Origin of the sequence: Micromonospora sp. NBS 11-29 (assembly GCF_002140155.1) — a bacterium.
GTDB lineage: Bacteria > Actinomycetota > Actinomycetes > Mycobacteriales > Micromonosporaceae > Micromonospora.
The window spans coordinates 128,371-146,889 of sequence record NZ_NAPR01000002.1; the positions used below are offsets into that span (position 1 = coordinate 128,371).

13 protein-coding genes are annotated in these 18,519 nt (G+C 74.6%); 8 read left to right on the top strand and 5 right to left on the bottom strand.

What is annotated here, in order from left to right; genetic code table 11:
- Position 1: 1 nt before the first annotated feature.
- The gene (locus B1205_RS00615; protein ID WP_089153824.1) at positions 2-691 is read right to left on the bottom strand and encodes a potassium channel family protein; all 690 of its coding nucleotides are present in this window, start codon (positions 689-691) and stop codon (positions 2-4) included.
- Between the two features lie 3 nt (positions 692-694).
- Positions 695-1,360, bottom strand: a complete 666-nt coding sequence (locus B1205_RS00620; protein WP_089153825.1) for a potassium channel family protein — start codon at positions 1,358-1,360, stop codon at positions 695-697.
- A gap of 157 nt (positions 1,361-1,517) precedes the next feature.
- Between B1205_RS00620 and B1205_RS00625 the strand changes: the two genes are divergently transcribed.
- The 4 genes from B1205_RS00625 to dxs all read left to right on the top strand — a co-directional run bounded on the left by B1205_RS00625 (position 1,518) and on the right by dxs (position 8,079).
- Positions 1,518-3,584 (top strand): APC family permease, encoded by a 2,067-nt coding sequence (locus tag B1205_RS00625; protein ID WP_089153932.1) that lies wholly within the window; start codon positions 1,518-1,520, stop codon positions 3,582-3,584.
- Positions 3,585-3,639: 55 nt separating this feature from the next.
- Positions 3,640-4,878, top strand: a complete 1,239-nt coding sequence (locus B1205_RS00630) for a class I SAM-dependent RNA methyltransferase (RefSeq protein ID WP_089153826.1) — start codon at positions 3,640-3,642, stop codon at positions 4,876-4,878.
- A gap of 63 nt (positions 4,879-4,941) precedes the next feature.
- Positions 4,942-6,084, top strand: coding sequence for an anhydro-N-acetylmuramic acid kinase (locus B1205_RS00635; protein WP_254909604.1), 1,143 nt, complete (start codon positions 4,942-4,944; stop codon positions 6,082-6,084).
- A 48-nt stretch (positions 6,085-6,132) separates the two neighbouring features.
- Positions 6,133-8,079 (top strand): 1-deoxy-D-xylulose-5-phosphate synthase, encoded by a 1,947-nt coding sequence (gene dxs, locus B1205_RS00640; RefSeq protein WP_089153828.1) that lies wholly within the window; start codon positions 6,133-6,135, stop codon positions 8,077-8,079.
- Between the two features lie 922 nt (positions 8,080-9,001).
- Here the strand turns inward: dxs and B1205_RS00645 are convergent.
- Positions 9,002-10,198, bottom strand: coding sequence for a hypothetical protein (locus tag B1205_RS00645; protein ID WP_089153829.1), 1,197 nt, complete (start codon positions 10,196-10,198; stop codon positions 9,002-9,004).
- Positions 10,199-10,354: 156 nt separating this feature from the next.
- Between B1205_RS00645 and B1205_RS00650 the strand changes: the two genes are divergently transcribed.
- Positions 10,355-12,259, top strand: coding sequence for a hypothetical protein (locus B1205_RS00650; protein WP_089153830.1), 1,905 nt, complete (start codon positions 10,355-10,357; stop codon positions 12,257-12,259).
- 9 nt (positions 12,260-12,268) lie between these two features.
- On the opposite strand, the gene B1205_RS00655 is transcribed toward B1205_RS00650, so the two are convergent.
- Complete coding sequence (locus tag B1205_RS00655) at positions 12,269-14,248, bottom strand: hypothetical protein (protein WP_441338421.1); 1,980 nt, start codon at positions 14,246-14,248, stop codon at positions 12,269-12,271.
- On the opposite strand from B1205_RS00655, the gene B1205_RS00660 reads away from it, so the two are divergent.
- The gene (locus B1205_RS00660) at positions 14,238-15,488 is read left to right on the top strand and encodes an outer membrane protein assembly factor BamB family protein (protein ID WP_089153933.1); all 1,251 of its coding nucleotides are present in this window, start codon (positions 14,238-14,240) and stop codon (positions 15,486-15,488) included. The genes B1205_RS00655 and B1205_RS00660 overlap by 11 nt on opposite strands.
- The gene (locus B1205_RS00665; RefSeq protein WP_089153832.1) at positions 15,485-16,774 is read left to right on the top strand and encodes an outer membrane protein assembly factor BamB family protein; all 1,290 of its coding nucleotides are present in this window, start codon (positions 15,485-15,487) and stop codon (positions 16,772-16,774) included. The genes B1205_RS00660 and B1205_RS00665 overlap by 4 nt, the downstream gene beginning before the upstream one ends.
- Here B1205_RS00665 and B1205_RS00670 read toward each other — a convergent pair whose 3' ends face one another.
- On the bottom strand, positions 16,775-17,998 hold the full coding sequence (locus B1205_RS00670; protein ID WP_254909605.1) for a peptidase C39 family protein: 1,224 nt from the start codon (positions 17,996-17,998) through the stop codon (positions 16,775-16,777).
- 157 nt (positions 17,999-18,155) lie between these two features.
- Here B1205_RS00670 and B1205_RS30530 point away from each other — a divergent pair.
- Positions 18,156-18,519 (top strand): response regulator (locus tag B1205_RS30530; RefSeq protein WP_441338422.1); only part of this gene is annotated, 364 nt, incomplete at its 3' end.

Sequence of the window (18,519 nt, forward strand, 5' to 3'; positions counted from 1 at the left end):
GTCAGGTGCGGTCGCGGTTGCGTTCGATGCTCTCCGGGCCGAGGATCACCGCGCGCACCTCGTCCTCCACGGCGGCGGTGCACACGAAGACCAGCTCGTCGCCGGCCTCGATCGGGTCGTCCGGGGTGGGCACCAGCACCCGCTTGCCGCGCAGGATCGCCACCAGCGCCGCGTCCCGGGGGATCGGCACCGCGTGGATCGGCTGCCCGACGTAGGGCGCGGTCGGCGGCAGCGTGATCTCCACCAGGTTCGCCTCGCCCTGCCGGAACGTCATCAGCCGCACCAGGTCGCCGACCGTGACCGCCTCCTCGACCAGCGCCGCCATCACCCGCGGCTTGCTGACCGCGACGTCCACGCCCCACTGCTCGGTGAAGAGCCACTCGTTCTCCGCCCGGTTGACCCGGGCCACCACCCGGGGCACCGCGAACTCGGTCTTGGCCAGCAGCGAGACGACCAGGTTGACCTTGTCGTCACCGGTGGCCGCCACCACCACGTCGCAGCCGGACAGGTTGGCCTCGTCCAGGCTGGCCAGCTCGCACGCGTCGGCGAGCACCCAGTCGGCGGCCGGCACCCGGTCGGGCCGCAGCATCCGGGGCTGCCGCTCGATCAGCATCACCTGGTGGCCGTTGTCGATCAGCTCCTGGGCGATCGAGCGGCCCACGTTGCCGGCGCCGGCGATGGCGATCCGCATGGCTCAGTGCCCCCCTTCCGGCGGCGCCGCCGCCACCGAGGTGACCGAGGCGGTGATGTTGTCGGTCACCAGCATGAAGACCTGGTCGCCCTCCTGCACCACGCTGGAGGCGGTGGGCAGGGTGCCGATCCCGAACCGGGTCAGGTAGGCGACCCGGGCGCCGGCCGCCTCCTCCAGGTGCCGCAGCGGCCGGCCGATCCAGTCCTTGTGCACCGGCACCTCGATGATCGACACGGTGCTGGTCAGGTCGCGGAAGATCTCCACATTGCCCTCGGGAACCAGGTGGCGCAGCATCCGGTCGGCGGTCCACCGGACGGTCGCCACGGTCGGGATGCCGAGGCGTTCGTAGACCTGGGCGCGTCGCTGGTCGTAGATGCGGGCCGCGACCCGGGACACGCCGAACGTCTCCCGGGCCAACCGGGCGGAGATGATGTTCGAGTTGTCGCCGCTGGAGACCGCCGCGAACGCGTCGGCCCGTTCGATGCCGGCCTGGCGCAGCACCTCGCCGTCGAAGCCGGCGCCGGTGACCGTGATGCCGGCGAAGTCGGGCCCGAGACGGCGGAAGGCGTCCGCGTCCTGGTCGATCACCGCCACCGAGTGCCCCCGGGACTCCAGGCTGTGGGCCAGGGTCGACCCGACCCGACCGCAGCCCATGATCACGACATGCACGGTGTCCGCTCCTCCCACGGTGCCGCCCGCCGACCCGTCGTCTGCGAGCCTGCCACGTCCCCGCCCCGGACGGGGCACCGACGGTACCGCGCGGGCGCGCACGGGGGTGATCGGCCACCCCGTGGTCCCGCGCCGGGTGGCCGTACGCTTGGCCGTTGTGGCCCGACCCACCTCGCTGCTGAAGCGACTCCTCCTCGGTCGACCGTTCCGGTCCGACCGTCTCCAGCACACCCTGCTGCCGAAGCGCATCGCGCTGCCGGTCTTCGCCTCCGACGCGCTCTCCAGCGTGGCGTACGCGCCGGACGAGATCCTGTTGACGCTCTCCATCGCCGGGGCCTCGGCGTTCCTCTTCTCGCCGTGGATCGCCCTCGCGGTCGTCGTGGTGATGCTCACCGTGGTGGCGAGCTACCGGCAGAACGTGCACGCGTACCCGTCCGGCGGCGGCGACTACGAGGTGGCCACCGTCAACCTCGGCCCGCGGGCCGGGCTCGCCGTGGCCAGCGCGTTGCTGGTCGACTACGTGCTCACCGTCGCGGTGTCGGTCTCCTCCGGGGTGGCCAACCTCGGCTCGGTGGTGCCGTTCGTGGCCACCCACAAGGTGCTCATCGCGGTCAGCGCGGTGGTGCTGCTCACCGCGATCAACCTGCGCGGCCTGCGCGAGTCGGGGACCGCGTTCGCGATCCCCACCTACGGCTTCGTCATCGTCATCGGCGGCATGCTGCTGACCGGGCTGGTCCGGGTGTTCGTGCTCGGCCAGGACCTGCGCGCCCCCAGCGCCGGTCTGGAGATCCACGCCGAGCACAGCGTGACCGGGTTCGCGCTGGTCTTCCTGCTACTGCGCACGTTCTCCTCCGGCTGCGCCGCGCTCACCGGCGTCGAGGCGATCTCCAACGGCGTACCCGCGTTCAAGTCGCCGAAGTCGAAGAACGCGGCGACCACGCTGCTGTTGCTCGGCGGCATCTCGGTCGCGATGCTGGTCGGCATCGTCTGGTTGGCCCGGCTCACCCACCTCCAGTTCGTCGAGGACCCGCGGACGCAGATCGTGGACGGCCCGGCCGGGTACGTGCAGAAGACGGTCACCGCCCAGCTCGGCGAGACCGTGTTCGGCAGCGGCTCGGTGCTGCTCTACGTGGTCGCCGGGATGACCGCGCTGATCCTGTTCCTGGCCGCGAACACCGCGTTCAACGGCTTCCCGGTGCTCGGCTCGATCCTGGCGCAGGACCGCTACCTGCCCCGCCAGCTGCACACCCGGGGCGACCGGCTGGCGTTCTCCAACGGCATCGTCTTCCTCGCCGTCTTCGCGGTGGTGCTGATCGTCGGCTTCCAGGCCGAGGTGACCCGGCTCATCCAGCTCTACATCGTCGGCGTGTTCGTCTCGTTCACGCTCTCCCAGGCCGGCATGATCCGGCACTGGAACCGGCACCTGCGCAACGAGCGTGACCCGGAGGCGCGGCGGCGGATGGTCCGCTCCCGGGCGATCAACGCGTTCGGCATGGCCATGACCGGCGTGGTGCTGATCATCGTGCTGGTCACCAAGTTCCTGCTCGGCGCCTGGATCGCGATCGTCGCGATGGCGGTGATGTACGTGATCATGCTCGGCATCCGTCGCCACTACGACCGGATCGCCGCCGAGCTGGAGCCGACCGAGCAGCGGGGTGTGCTGCCCGCCCGCAACCACGCCATCGTGCTGGTCAGCAAGCTGCACAAGCCCACCCTGCGGGCCGTCGCGTACGCCCGCGCCACCCGGCCGGACACGCTCACCGCGGTCACCGTCAACGTGGACGAGAAGGACACCCGCGACCTTCAGGCCGACTGGGAGCGGCGCGAGCTGCCGGTGCCGCTGACCGTGATCGACTCCCCGTACCGGGAGATCACCCGGCCGATCCTCAACTTCGTGGCCTCGGTCCGCCGCGAGTCACCCCGCGACGTGGTCACCGTCTTCATTCCCGAGTACGTGGTGGGTCGCTGGTGGGAGAACCTGCTGCACAACCAGAGCGCGCTACGGCTGAAGGGCCGGCTGCTCTTCGAACCGGGGGTGATGGTGACCAGCGTGCCCTGGCAGCTCGCGTCCACCGCCAGCAAGAACCTGGACCGTCTCGACGCCACGCTCAGCCGCGGCCCGGCGCGCGGCCCCCGGGTGGCACCGCAGAGCACACTGCCGCCCCCCGTCGCCTCCGCCTCCGCCGCCTCCGCCTCCGACGACGAGCCGGGCGGGCGGTCATGAGCGCGAGGAGTGAGCCGGTGTTGCGAGCCCCGCAGTCGCGAAGGAAGGTGACGCCGTGAGCGCCCCGGAGCGCCCCGGGCTGGAGGAGGCCGAGCGGGTCGAGCTGACCGTCGACGCGGTCGCACCGGGCGGGCACTGCGTGGCCCGGGTCGGCGGCCAGGTGGTCTTCGTCCGACACGCGCTGCCCGGCGAGCGGGTGGTGGCCGAGGTGACCGAGCTGCATCGGGGCTTCGCCCGCGCCGACGCGGTGGAGATCCTGACCCCGTCACCGGACCGGGTCATCCCGCCCTGCCCGTACGCCCGGCCGGGTGCGTGCGGCGGCTGTGACCTTCAGCACGCCGACCCGGCCGCCCAGCTCGACTGGAAGCTCGCCGTGGTGCGCGAGCAGCTCACCCGGCTGGGCAAGCTCACCGAGGCGCAGGTGGACGCGCTCGGCGTCCGGGTCGAGGCGCTGCCCGGCGGGCCGCTGGGTTGGCGCTCCCGGGTCCGCTACGCGGTCGACGCCGCCGGCCGGGCCGGGCTGCTCAAGCACCGCTCGCACGAGGTGGTGCCGATCGACCGCTGCCTGATCGCGCACCCGTCGATCCAGGAGCTGCCCGTGCTCCCGCCGACCGGGGCGCGCTGGCCGGACGCGGACGCGGTGGAGACGGTCGCCAGCACCGGCGGGGACGTGGCCGTGGTCGCGTACGCCGACGGGGTGGGCACGTCGGTGCGCGGGCCAGCGGACGTCCGGGAGACGGCCGCCGGGCGGTCCTTCACGCTGCCTGCCGCCGGTTTCTGGCAGGTGCACCCGGCGGCGGCGGACACCCTGGTCGGCGCCGTGGTCGACCTGCTCGACCCGCGGCCCGGCGAGAGCGCCTGGGATCTGTACGGCGGCGCCGGGCTGTTCGGCGCCGCGCTCGCCGCCCGGGTCGACGGGGCCCGGGTGACCGTGGTCGAGTCCGCCCCGGACGGGGTGGCGGCGGCCCGGCGGAACCTGGCCGACCTGCCCGCCGTCGAGGTGGTCGCGGCGCGGGTGGAGACCGCGCTGGCCCGCCGCCGGATCACCGGCCCGGTCGACCTGGTGGTGCTCGACCCGCCGCGCTCCGGCGCGGGCGCGGCGGTGGTGCGCGGTGTGGTGGCCGCCGGGCCGCGCGCGGTGGCGTACGTGGCGTGCGACCCGGCCGCCTTCGCCCGGGACGTGCGCACGTTCGCCGAGGCCGGCTGGCGGCTGGCCGCGCTGCGCGGGTTCGACCTGTTCCCGATGACCCAGCACGTCGAGCTGGTCGGCCTCTTCCTGCCCCCGGCGTGTTAAGAAGGGGCCCTTCCTCTACCGGATCCGTTAACAGGGGGCCCTTCCTTGCGCATCGTGGGGTTGATGTCGGGGACGTCGTACGACGGGGTGGACGTCGCCGCGGGCGAGTTCACGCTCGACGGGGAGACGTTGCGACTGCGGCCGCTCGGGCACCGCGAGCTGACCTACCCGGACGACCTGCGGGAGCGGATCGGCGCGCTGCTGCCGCCGGCGGCCACCACAATCGAGGCGGTGTGCCGGCTGGACAACCGCCTCGGTGAGGTGTTCGCCGAGGCGGCGGCCGTCGGCGTCGAGCTGGCCGGGGGCGCCGTCGACGCGGTCGTGTCGCCCGGGCAGACCGTCTTCCACTGGGTCGACGGGGGGCGGGTGCGCGGCACGCTCCAGCTCGGCGCCCCGGCCCGGGTGGCCGCCCGGGTCGGCGTACCGGTGCTGCACGACCTGCGCTCGGCGGACGTGGCCGCCGGCGGTCAGGGCGCGCCGCTGGTCCCGGCGTTCGACGCGCTGCTGCTCGCCCCGGCTGCCACCCCGCGGGCCGCGCTGAACCTGGGTGGGATCGCGAACCTCACCGTGGTCGCGCCCGGGGCCCCGACCGTCGGGTACGACGTGGGCCCGGCCAACGCGCTGCTGGACGCCGCCGCCCGGCGCTTCCTCGGCCGGCCGTGCGACGTCGACGGCGAGCGCGCCGCGGCGGGGCGGGTGCACGAGGCGCTGCTGGCCCGGCTGCTCGCCGAGCCCTACTACGCCGCGCCGCCGCCCAAGTCCACCGGCAAGGAGCTGTTCCACGGCGGCTACCTGGACGCGGCGCTGGCCGACCTGGGTGAGCCGGTGCCCGCCGACGACGTGTTGGCCACGCTCACCGAGCTGACCGCCCGCACCGTCGCCGACGCCTGCGACCGGCACCGGGTGACCGAGGTGGTCGCCGCCGGCGGGGGAGTGCGTAATCCCACAATCCGGGCGCGGCTGGCCGCGCTCGGCGCCGGCCGCTGGCGGCTGCGGACGACCGACGAGCTGGGCGTGCCGGCCCAGGCCAAGGAGGCGTACGCGTTCGCGTTGCTGGGCTGGCTGAGCTGGCACGGGCTGCCCGGCGCGGTGCCCTCGGTGACCGGCGCGAACCGGGCCGCCGTGCTCGGCTCCTGGACCCCGTCCGGCCCGCCGTTCGGGGTGTCCCGCCCGACGTCGCCGCGCCGGTTGGTGGTCGTCCGCTGATCCACGGCTCGGCGGCGGACTGTGGCGCGGCCGATAGACTCTCCGGTCATGAGTGTTGAAGAGGGCACGGCCAACCACGGTCGGCTGCTGGGCGCCGTCCGGGGGCCGCAGGACGTGAAGCGGATGACCGCCGAGCAGCTGGACATCCTCGCCGCCGAGATCCGTGACTTCCTGATCGCGAAGGTCTCCCGCACCGGCGGGCACATCGGCCCCAACCTGGGGGTGGTCGAGCTGACGCTGGCCATGCACCGGGTCTTCGACTCCCCACGCGACCGGCTCCTCTTCGACACCGGTCACCAGGCGTACGTGCACAAGATCCTCACCGGCCGGCAGGAGGGCTTCGACAAGCTCCGCCAGCGCGGCGGCCTCTCCGGGTACCCCAGCCAGGCGGAGAGCGAGCACGACCTGGTGGAGAACTCGCACGCCTCGACCGCCCTGTCCTACGCCGACGGGCTGGCCAAGGCGTACGCGTTGCGCGGCGAGAAGCGCTCCGTGGTGGCGGTGGTCGGCGACGGCGCGCTCACCGGCGGCATGTGCTGGGAGGCGTTGAACAACATCGCCACCGCCGGCAACCCGCTGATCATCGTGGTCAACGACAACGGCCGCTCCTACTCGCCCACCATCGGCGGCCTGGCCGACCACCTGTCGTCGCTGCGGCTCAACCCCGGGTACGAGAAGGTGCTCGACACCGTCAAGGACGCGCTCGGCAACACCCCGTTCGTCGGCAAGCCGATGTTCGAGGTGCTGCACGCGGTCAAGAAGGGCATCAAGGACGCGGTCGCCCCGCAGGCCATGTTCGAGGATCTCGGCATCAAATACGTGGGCCCGGTCGACGGCCACGACGTGCCGGCGGTCGAGGCGGCGCTGCGGGCGGCGAAGAACTTCGGCGGCCCGGTGATCGTGCACGCGGTCACCCGCAAGGGCTACGGCTACCGACCCGCCGAGGACGACGAGGCCGACTGCCTGCACGGCCCCGGCGGCGCGTTCGACGTGGAGACCGGTCAGCTCGTCGCCGCGCCGTCGGTGAAGTGGACCCACGTCTTCGCCAACGAGCTGGTGACCATCGCCGACGAGCGGCCCGACGTGGTCGGCATCACCGCCGCCATGGCCGAGCCCACCGGCATCGCCACGCTGGCCCGCAAGTACCCGGAGCGGGTCTACGACGTGGGCATCGCCGAGCAGCACGCGGCCACCTCCGCCGCCGGCCTCGCCATGGGCGGCCTGCACCCGGTGGTCGCTGTCTACGCCACGTTCCTCAACCGCGCCTTCGACCAGGTCCTGCTGGACGTGGCGATGCACCGGCTGCCGGTCACGTTCGTGCTGGACCGGGCCGGCATCACCGGCCCGGACGGGCCCAGCCACTACGGCATCTGGGACATGTCGGTCTTCGGCGTGGTGCCCGGCCTGCGGATCGCCGCGCCCCGCGACTCGGCCACGCTGCGCGAGGAGCTGCGTGAGGCGATCGCCGTCGACGACGGCCCGACCATCCTGCGCTTCCCGACCGGCACCGTCGCCGCCGACCTGCCGGCCGTGCGCCGGGTCGGCCCGGTCGACGTGCTGGCCGAGTCGGCGCGTACCGACGTGCTGCTGGTCGCGGTCGGCTCCTTCGGCGCCCTGGGCATGGAGGTCGCCGCCCGGGTCGCCGAGCAGGGCTACGGCGTGACCGTGGTCGACCCGCGCTGGGTCCGGCCGATCCCGGCCGAACTGGTCGAGCTGGCCGCCGGGCACCGCCTCGTGGTCACCGTCGAGGACGGCGTACGGGTCGGCGGCGTCGGCTCGGCGCTCGCCCAGGCGATGCGGGACGCCGACGTCCGCGTACCCATGCGGGACCTGGGCGTGCCGGCCGACTGGCACCCGCACGGCACCCGCGCGCAGATCCTGGCCGACCTGGGGCTGACCGCGCAGGACGTGGCGCGCGACGTCACCGGCTGGATCTCCGGCCTGGACGCCGCCCCGGTCGACCCGGCCACCGACGGGGCCCGGGCGCAGAACTGACCCTCGGTTCACGGCACGGGCGGTCCCGCTTCCGCGGGGCCGCCCTCGTCCGTCCGGGAGGCCCTGTTCCGGGGTGCGTTCGAGGCCGCTGTCAGCCTTGTTCCGGTGCTCTGGCTGGGCTGGACGGGCCTCCGTTCCGGGTGCTCTGGCTGGGTCGGACGGCCGCTGTCAGCCCTGTTCCGGGTTGTTTCGCCGACTCGGAGCGGCCGGCTGTGCTGACCCGTTCGGCGGGGCCGACGCCAGCCTTGTCGTGGGCCGTTGCGGCCGGCACCCTCCCTGTTTCGCGGCCGCCCCCGCTGGGTCGCAGAGGCCGACGCCAGCTCGCCGAAGTGGCGGCATCGAGCCACGGGGATGCCACCACTTCGGCGATGTGGAGTGGATCATGGGATGGAAGCACCGGCCGGCCCAGATCGCCCCACCGCTCCGAAAACCCCACCGGAACGCCGACCCCGTCCCGGTGTCCGTCACCACCCCACCCGCCCGTGCGACTCCACCGCCCCCACCCAGCCCCCGCCCCGACTCGCCCCTGCCTCGGCCCGCTCCTGCCCCGGCCCCGCCTCGGCCCGCTCCTGCCCCGACCTCGGCCCGCTCCGCGATCTTGGAGTTGTGGTTCCCGTAAAGTTCGTTTTGTTCTGATATCGGAGGCGCCACAACTCCAAGATCGACGGTCTGGGGTTCGCCCCGCCCATCCTCGATCCCGCGTCTCACGGAACTCGGCCGCGCGCCTGTCGCCCTTCCCGCCACGCTCGGCGCGACCAGCACGCGGGGGATCGGCGATCTTGGAGCTGCGGCCCATCGGATGCCCCGAATGCCCTGTTCGCCTGGGCAGCAACTGCAAGATCGACGTCGGAGGGGGAGGGGCGGGGCCCGCGGCTCGACTGCGCCGACGCCGGAACAGGCGCAGCTCACCGAGCACGAGTCGTCAGCGGGGGGAGGAGAGGGAGCGGTACCAGGTCTTCTCGGTGCCGGCCAGGCTGAACGTCTGCCTGGCGTCGGTCTGCTCGACCACCACGAGGCCCGGGCGGTCGACCAGGCGGGTGGTGCCGGGCGGGGCGGCGAACGAGGCGTCCCGGGTGCGCCAGGTCAGCACCGCGAGCGGCTGCCCGGCCACCGGCAGGTGGTACGCCTGGAGCGTGGTGGACCGGTCGGCGGGGGAGACCACCGGGGTGCCGCCGTCGGCCGGGCGGTAGAGCACGGCGGTCATCGTGCCGCTCGGGCTGTCCCAGGTGAGCTGCTCCAACTCGCCTGGATCACCGCCGCCGAGCGCCACCTCGCCGAGCGAGCGCGTGGCGATCTTCGCCATCGGCCAGGACTCGGGGGTGGCGCGGGGAGCCGCACGGTCGCCGATGCGGCGCGGCAGGCTGCCGAACGGGCCCCGCTCACCGGCCAGGACGCAGGTGTCCAGCCCGGTCAGGGCGCGTCGGCCGGCGCCGGTCTCGTCCCGCACCAGCGGGTAGCGGGGCGCCTCGGTGTCCGTACCCAGGTCGAGGACGCGGTCCGCGGCCCGGCCGCGCGGCAGCGACGGCGTGGGGCGCAGCGTCGCGGTCAGCTCGACGGCCCGGCAGGCCGGCACGGCGACCGGCTCGGTCACGCCGTCGGCGCCGGTCACCAGCTTGCCGTCGGGGCCGAGCAGCCGTTCGACCCGGGCCGAGGTGAGGTAGCGGCGGCCGGTGGGCTGCCGCACCGGCAGCACGTCGGAGTAGACCAGGTAGCCGGGGTCGGTGTACTCAGTGGCGTGGGACACCCGCCAGCGTTGCCCGTCCCGGTCGAGTTGCAGCAGCCACGAGGCGCCGTCGCCGGGCACGTCGGCGGCGACCAGCGCCAGCGGCGTGGCGCCGCCGACCTGGCCGGAGAAGAGGATGCCGGAGGAGGGGACGTGGGCCCGGTCGTCAACCGGGGAGCGCCACTCGCGTACCGCCTCGGTGATCGCGGCGGTCGCGGCGCTGTCCCGGGCCAGGCTGCCGCGCGGCGGCCAGACCGCCAACGAGCCGTCCAGGCTGTCGTACCCGACCCGCAGGTCCGCCGGCTGCCGGTCGGCGACCGGCCCGCATCCGGCGGTGGCCAGCAGCAGCGCCGCCAGCGCGGTGCCCGTCGTAGCGCCTCGGCGGGCTGAAACCACCCTGAGTCCCCTCGCCGGTCGTCGGTCGGAAGCCCACATGGTACGAGACGACCGGTCGCCGGCCGCGCCCGGTTCACCGTTTCGGCCGCAGGTTCGTCGCGGAACGTGACGGGCGATTCGGGTACCAATATCCGGCTCCGGTAGACTCCGCCGACTGTGACGCCTGCCGAGACCCGCGGCGCCTTGGCGCCCGCCGCCGACGCCCCGACGGGCCCCCGCTCCGTCACCCTCGACCCGCCTGCGGCCGTCCGGCCCGAGCCACCGGCGGCCCGCCCCACCGCCGACGTCGCGGCGGCGACGCGGCCCAGGTGGCGGTGGCGGTGGACGCGCCGCCGCATCGACCTCGTCGTGTACGCCGGTTTCCTGCTCGCCGCGGTCTGGGTGACCAGCGGCATCTGGGCCGACCCGGCGGGCCGGGTGGCCGCGCTCTACAGCAGCGACCCGGCGCAGGTGCAGTTCTTCCTCGCCCACTCGGTGCGGGTGGTGCTGCACGGGGAGTTCCCGTTCTTCACCGAGCAGTTCAACTATCCCGACGGGGTCAACCTGATGGCGAACACCGCCATCCTGGCGCTCGGCATCCCGATGGTGCCGGTGACCCTCCTGTTCGGACCGGCGGTCTCCTTCGTCACCCTGGTCACGCTCGGCCTGGCCGGCACCGCCGCCGCCTGGTACCGGGTGCTCTCCGCGCACCTGGTCCGGCATCGGCCGGCCGCCGCGGTCGGCGCCTGGTTCTGCGGGTTCTCGCCGGCCATGCTGTCGCACGCCAACTGGCATCCGAACATCATCAGCCAGTTCCTGCTGCCGTTCATCGTCTGGCGGGTGCTGGTGCTCACCCGGTCGGCCCGGCCGGTCCGCGACGGCGTGCTGCTCGCCCTGCTGGTCGTCGTGCAGGCGTTCATCAACGAGGAGATCCTGCTCTTCACCGCGCTGGCGCTGGGCGTGTTCCTGCTCGCCGTGCTGGTGCAGCAGCGGGACCGGTGGGCCGCCGCGTGGCGTCCGCTCGGCGTCGGGCTGGCGGTCTGCGCGGTGCTCGCCGGCGCGCTGCTGGCGTACCCGCTCTGGGTGCAGTTCGCCGGGCCGATGGCGTACCACGGGCTCAGCGACGCGGTGCGCGACTACGGCAACGACATCGCCGCGTTCTTCGCCCCCGGCTCGCCCACGTTCGGCGGCAACGAGCGGGCCAACGTCAACCTCGCCCCGAACTACTCGGAGGAGAACGCGTTCTTCGGCTGGAGCCTGTCGCTGCTGGCGGTGGGCATCGTGGTGTGGCTGCGCCGGGACGTGGTGGTGCGGGCGCTCGCCGCGACCGGGCTGTTCTTCGCCGTGCTCTCCCTCGGCGAGCGGATCTCCTGGTGGGACCGGGAGCTGGGGGCCGGGCCGTGGGAGCTGCTGGTGCGGCTGCCGCTGCTCGACGCCGTGGTGCCGACCCGTTTCGGCCTGATCACCAGCGTGACGGTGGCGGTCCTGCTGGCGTACGCGGTGCGCAGCGCCTGGGTGCTGCGCGGCGTGGACCGGCGTACCGCCCGGACGTTGACCGCCGCCGGTCTGGTGTTCGCGCTGCTGCCGATCGCGCCGATGCCGTTGCGGGTCACCGACCGCCCGCCGGTGCCGGAGTTCATCACCGCCGACCGGTGGCGGCAGTACGTCGGGCCGGAGCAGACGCTGGTCTCCGTGCCGGTGCCGGCGATGGGCAACACCGACCCGATGCGCTGGGCGGCCAGCACCACCGACCTGGCCTTCAAGATCCCCGGCGGCTACTTCCTCGCCCCGCGCAACGGCGTCACCGGCGACCCGGGTCGCTTCGGCGGCCGGCCCAGCGGCATCGGGAGCGCGCTCGCGGAGGTGGCGTCCACCGGCCGTACGCCGAAGCTCGACGACCGGCAGCGCCGCCGGTTCCTGGACGAGCTGCGGCACTGGAACGCGGCCGTGGTGGTGCTGCCACTGAACGAGCAGAACGCCGAGCCGCTGCGCCGCACCGTCGAGCAGTTGGTCGGGCCCGGCCGGCAGGAGTTGGACGTGTGGCTCTGGGACGTCCGGACGCTGACCGGCCGCACCGCCTGAGACGAGCCCCTAGACCCGGTCCCGGACGTCCCACACCCACACGTCGTCGACCCGCTGCGGGGGGCCGAGCAGCGCGGTCATCAGGTCGCGCAGCACCGCCTCGCGCGGGTTCGCGCCGAGCACCACCACCGACGCCCGCCAGAAGCGCAGGTCCTCCTCGGCCTGCCGGCGGTTCTCCGCGGTTATCTCCGGGACCTCGTCGGCGTCCATGGTGGCGTAGATCAGCGTGCTGGTCGGTCGGTTCGGGGCCCCGAAGACGCCCTCACCGAGCTGGTTCGGGCCGATGAAGTAGCCGCCCGGGATCGGGAACTCCTGCCCGGTCAGCGCGCTCCAGCGCAGCGTCGGCAGCCCGTGCACGTTGCTCGGGATCGGCACCGGCACCAGGGTCCGGCCCGCCGGCACGTACGGCCGCCAGCCGCCCGAGGTGATGAAGTGCGGCGGCGGGTCGATCCGTTGCGCCGGCAGCGGGCGCGGGAACAGCGGCAGCAGGGCGGCCACGATCGCGGCGTACCCGACCAGGCGCAGCACCCGCCGGCGTGACCCGTCGGCGGCCGCGGCGGTCGGTGCGTCGTCGGCGGTGGCGTCGTCGGCGCCGGTACGGGGCGTGGGCACCGGCGGTCGGCCGTCCCGGGTCAGGGCGTCCCAGGCCAGGGCCAGCAGCACCCCGACCGCGGCGACCACGATCAGGCTCAACCGGGTCGGCATCATCATCTCGACCAGCGGCAGATCGTCCGGCACGTACGCCCACGGACCGTCGACGTCGGTCTCCGCCCCGTCGAAGCGCACCTTCGGCCCGAGCGAGGCGACCGTGAAGACGACCGCCAGCACGGCCACGATCCGGGCCGGCACCGACCGGCGGACCAGCAGCGCCAACGCGACCAGCCCGACCAGCACCAGCGGCCAGCCGAACCAGGTGTTCTGCTCGGTCAGCCCGATCGTCTTCTCCACCGCCTCGTCCCCGGCGGCGGTGTCCCGGGCGAAGGTGACGAAGGCCACCAGGTCCTCGCCCCAGTTGTGGAAGACGCCGCCCTGCAACCCCCGGTAGGCCTGCGGGCCGTTGAACTGGTACCAGATCGGGTACGCGGTGAGCAGCAGCGCCAGCCCACCGCCGACGGAGATCGCGGCCAGGAACGTGCCGGCCCGCTCGCGCGCCACCCGGGGCCGCTGCACCACGTACGCCACCACGACGACCAGGCAGGCCATCGCGGTGAGCAGCAGCATCTCCTCGTTGATGAAGATCTGGTACGCCACCAGCAGCCCGAGCGCCACCCCGTTGCGCCGCCAGCGGCCCGGCTCGCCGAGACGCAGCACCCGGACCACGATCAGCGGGAGCAGGAAGTTCGACACGAAGTTCGGCTGCCCGTTGGCGTGGTGCACGATGCCCGGGGCGAAGCCGAGGAACGCACCGCCGACGAAGGCGGCCCCGCGGGAGCGGACCAGGTGCCGGGAGAGCGCCCAGTACGACGTGGCGGCGGTCGCCGACAACGCGGCGCCGAGGTAGAGCGCGTACATCACCTGCGGGCCGAGCAGCAGGGTCAGCGGCGCCAGCGGCAGCGTCACCCCGAGCAGCGAGGTGTTCGCCATCATGTTCACCCCGTCCGGCGCGTTCTGCCGGGCGGTGAACAGCGGGTTCTCCAGATGTCGCACCGAGTACGCGCCGTGCGCGAAGAGCCATTCGAACCAGCTGTGGTCGGTCGGCAGGTGCGAGGACACCCGGTGCTGCACGTCGCCCCAGTAGTTGAGGCAGACGAGAACCCCGAGCAACGCATAGGCTCCGATGGCCAGCAGGTCGGCGCGGGCCGGTCGGCGACGGGGCCGACGCGGCGGATCCGCCCCGTCGGTGTCGTCGACCTGGAGGGACGAGGGATTCAGCGAAGGGTCCACCACCGGCACAGCCACGACGGGCCATCGTACAGGCGAAGTGGTGGCGAACCGGTCACGGCCGGGTGACGGTACGGCGGCACGGAAAGGGGTGGTCGTGGCCGTCATCGACCTGGGTGAGCTGCGGGACGACCAGCCGGCGCCGGGTGCGCCGGGGCGGGCGCCGCGTGCGGTGGGCCGGCCGTTACGCGTGCTGGTGGTGCTGCTGGTGGCGCTGGTCACGCTCGCGTCCGCGGCGCCACCGACGCGTCTCGCCGGGTGGACGGTCCCGGGCGGCGTCGGGGCGGCCGCGTTCGTCGTCGGCGACCGGGTGTACGTGGTCCGGCCGCTGGACTGGCGGCCGGGCGCGTTGCGGGAGGTCGTCGCCTACCGGAACGGGCGGGAACGGTGGCGGAGCCGGCTGCCCGGTCCGGGTGACGTCGTCTCGGTGTGGGAGATGGGCGACCGGGTGCTGACCGCCGGGCCGAACGGCCCCGACCAGAGTTGGCAGACGGCGGCCTACGAGACGGCCACCGGCCGGCTGAGCTGGCGGCAGTCCGCGCTCGGCTACCCGGCCGGCGACGCGCTCCTGCTCCAACCGACGAGCGATTCGGGTCCGCAGCAGGTGCGCCGGGTGGCGGTGGCCGACGGCCGTACCCTGTGGACCGCGCCCCCGGATCAGGAACTGCGGTTCGTCCTCGGACCGTCCGGGGTGGAGCGGCTGCTGGTGGTGCCGGAGGCCGGCGAGACCGTGGTGCTGGACGCGGCCACCGGCGACCGGATCGCCGCCCGCGACCTGCATCCGGGCGAACCGCCCACGCAGCGGCAGGTCCTGACCGCCGGTGACCTGGTGCTGGAGATCCGCAGGGACGCCGTGGCGGCCTACCAGGGCGAGACGCTCCGGTCGCGGTGGACCGCCGAGCTGCCGTCGCTGGACGGCGTGGAGACCTGCGGTGACCTGCTCTGCGCCGGCCGGCAGACCGGCGGCGTGTGGGCGCTCGACCCGGCCACCGGGGCGGTCCGGTGGGCCACCGACCGGTGGTTCGGCGTGGTACGCGCGGACGGTGGACGGCTGCTCGTGGATGCCGGTGACAGCGCCGGCCCCCACCTGGCGGTGCTGGACGGAGACGACGGGCGGCGGGTCGCCGACCTCGCCGGTTGGACGGTGGTGTCACCGCACGAGGTCGACGACCGGCTGTTTCTGACCCGGCCGTTGGGGCGCGGGCGGCTGCTCCTCGCCGAGCTTGACCTGCCCGGCGGGCGGCTTCCGGTCCGGGGCGTGCTGTCCGGTGTGGACTGCGCCGCCGGCCGGGCGCTGGTGGTGTGCCGGGACCGCGACGGCGACTTCGCGGTGCGGCGGTTGCCGTGAGCGCGGTCATCGACCTGGGCGAGATGCGGCACGGCGGGGACGGCGACGAACCGCTGCCCGCGCCGCCCCGGCCGCCGGGGCGGATCGCCCGGGTGGTGGCGCTGGGCTGCCTGGTGCTGCTCGCGGTGACCGGCGCGTCCGCGCCGGACCGCCGGCCGGTGCCGGTGCGGGTGCCCGCGCCGCAGGGGGCCGCCTTCGTGGTCCTCGCCGACCGGCTGATGGTGGCCGACGGGCCGGGCACGGTCGGTCGGGGCGGCCGGGTGGTCGCCGGGCACCGGCTGCCCGACGGGGAGCCGCTCTGGCGGTTCACCCTGCCCGCCGGTGACCATGTGCTCGGGTTGGACATCGCGGCCGGCGGGCTGCTGGTCACGAGCAGCCCGGCCGGAGCCGGCGACACGATCTCCACGCTGCTCGACCCGGACACCGGCGCGTCGCGCTGGCGGCGACCCGGCTACCCGGTCGCCACCGCCGCCGGCGGGCTGCTGCTGGAGAGCCCCCGGGCGGCCGGCGCGGGCAGCGTGCTGGCCGTCGACCCGGGCACCGGGGCGGTGCGGTGGACGCTCCCGATACCCGCCCAGGGGGTGGCCTACCGGACGGACGGCCACGGCGTGACCCAGCTCGTGCTGGTGTCGCCGGACGGCCGGGTGTCCGTGCACGACGCGGCCACCGGCGCGCTCACGCACGCCGGGCGGGTGCCGGCCGCGCCGGACGGCGTCTCCTACCGGTACGCGCAGGTGGTGGCGAACCTGCTGCTGGTCGACGGCGCCCCCGGCACGGTCACCGCGTACGGGCTGGACCGGCTCGACGCCCGCTGGACCGTGCCGGTGCAGGAGCGCGCCGGGCTCTGGTTCACCGACTGCGCCGGCATGATCTGCCTGCGCGACCAGGTCGGCGGCGCGCGGACGCTCGACCCGGCCACCGGGCGGCCGGCGTGGGCCGACGAGCGGTGGCTCGGCACGGCCCCGGTCGACGGCCGCCTGCTCGCGGCCACGCCCGGGACCGGTCTGGAGCTGAACCGGTGGGTGCTGGAGCCGACGACCGGGCGGGTGCTCGGCCGCCTCGGGCGCTGGCGTCTCACCGGGGCGGTCCGCGAGCCCGGCGCGCTGCTCGGGCTGCGTCACCTCACCGGGGACCGGACGCTGGTCGGCGCGCTGGACGTCCCGGCCGTGGAGGCGCGGGCCCGCGCGGTCCTGCCCGGCTCGTGGGACGCGTGCGTCGACTCGGGCACCGTGCTGGTGTGCCTGCGCCCGGCCGGCGGGCTGACGATCTGGCCGGTCGGCCGTTGATCACCAGTTGGGCTGGGTGGGCGCCGGGGGCAGCGGCACCGACTCCGGGCGCAGCACGTAGGTGATCCCGCCGCCGCCGGCCTGCCAGGCCACCTCGAACGGGGCGCGGGGCACGGTCCGGCGGACCCGCTCGTCGTCCGGGGCGTACGGGTCGTTGAGCACCGGGTCACCGTCGGCGGTGAAGCCGGCCAGCACGACGAGGTGTCCGCGGGTGTCGTAGTCCAGGCCGGGCACCTGCCCGGCGGTGAAGGCCGTCGAGATGACCAGCGGGATGCCGGCGGCCACGAACCGTTCCGCCTCGGTCAGCGAGCGCAGCCGGGTGACGAAGGCGTCCACCCCGTGCGTCGCCGCGTACGCGGTGTTGAACGGCCAGTTCCCCGCCCCGGCGTACGCGTGGTCGTAGCAGTGCCGGGCGGCGTGCACCACCGCTGGGCGGGGGCCGGGCGGATCCACCCAGGCGTACCGCTCCGGGGTGGGACCGGCGCCCCAGAAGTCGAGCACCATGGACACGCAGGTGGGGCTGCACCAGGAGTCCCCGCCGCCGCCCCAGCGGGTCTCCCCGGCGGCGTGCAGCCGTTGGGCGTAGCGCGGCACGTCCAGGACCCGGCCCCACGCGCCGGTCGGCTCCGCGCCGGTCGTCCCGGCGTCCGGCGTGGCGGGACGGCCGGGATCGGGAGCCGGGTCGGCGGAGGCGACCACGCCCACCGTGCGCAGCACCGGGCGGGTCGAGTCGGTCGGGTGGTCGGCCGGGCGGAGCAGCGTCACCCGGACCTGCCAGCCGGTGGCCGTCGCGCCGGTCAGCCGGAGCGTGTCGGCCGCCACCCGGCCCCGGTCGTCGGACTGTCCGGGCACCGACGAGCGGTGCACCGCGCCGTCGTCGGCCGCCCACCGGCCCAGCTCGTACCAGCCGGTGGTGGGCGCCCCGGCGGCCCAGCCGCGCAGGTCCACCCGCAGCCAGCAGCCCGGCGGGGTGTCGGCGGTCCAGGAGGGCACCAGCTCGGCGGCGGCGAAGCCGACCGGCACCACGGGCGAGGTCCAGCTCCCCGCGGCGTACTCGGCGGTGGCGCCGGAGTGCGGGTCGGTGTGCGTGAGCCGCCCGGCCGTCGCCTCGGGCACCAGCCCGTCCGGGCCGGCGGCGAGTCCGTCGGCGTGGCCCAGGTCGCGGTCCACCGGAAAGCGGAAGCGCCGGTACGCGACGTTCCGGCCGGGGTCGGGGGCGGTCATCGCGGCTCCGCTCGGCTCGGGCCCGGCCGGTGCCGGGGCGTTGTCGGTCACTGCCGGCGAGCATCGCGTACCCGAAGATTTTCTGCAACGGCGGCGCGTGCCGGCCCGGTTGTCCCCCGCCAGTAGGTTGTGGGAGGTCACGAGGTGGGAGGCCGGGATGCGGGTACTGGTGGTCGAGGACGAGCGCAACCTCGCCGACGCGATCGCGCGCGGGCTGCGCAAGCGCGGCATGGCGGTGGACGTCGCCTACGACGGGAACGCCGGGCACGAGGCGGCGTTCGTGACCCGCTACGACGTGGTGGTGCTGGACCGGGACCTGCCCGGCGTGCACGGCGACCGGATCTGCGCCGACCTGGCCGCCTCCGGCGCGCTGACCCGGGTGTTGATGCTGACCGCGAGCGGCACGGTCGCCGACCGGGTGGAGGGCCTGCAACTCGGCGCCGACGACTACCTCGCCAAGCCGTTCGCCTTCGACGAGCTGGTGGCCCGGGTGCAGGCGCTGGGCCGGCGGGCCACCCCCG

What these genes read in the sequence shown, in the direction of transcription:
- dxs (WP_089153828.1), top strand. Translation starts at nt 6,133, where the DNA reads ATGAGTGTTGAAGAGGGCACGGCCAACCACGGTCGGCTGCTGGGCGCC.
- B1205_RS00670 (WP_254909605.1), bottom strand. Translation starts at nt 17,998, where the DNA reads ATGACCGCCCCCGACCCCGGCCGGAACGTCGCGTACCGGCGCTTCCGC.
- B1205_RS00615 (WP_089153824.1), bottom strand. Translation starts at nt 691, where the DNA reads ATGCGGATCGCCATCGCCGGCGCCGGCAACGTGGGCCGCTCGATCGCC.
- B1205_RS00635 (WP_254909604.1), top strand. Translation starts at nt 4,942, where the DNA reads ATGTCGGGGACGTCGTACGACGGGGTGGACGTCGCCGCGGGCGAGTTC.
- B1205_RS00655 (WP_441338421.1), bottom strand. Translation starts at nt 14,248, where the DNA reads ATGACGGCCACGACCACCCCTTTCCGTGCCGCCGTACCGTCACCCGGC.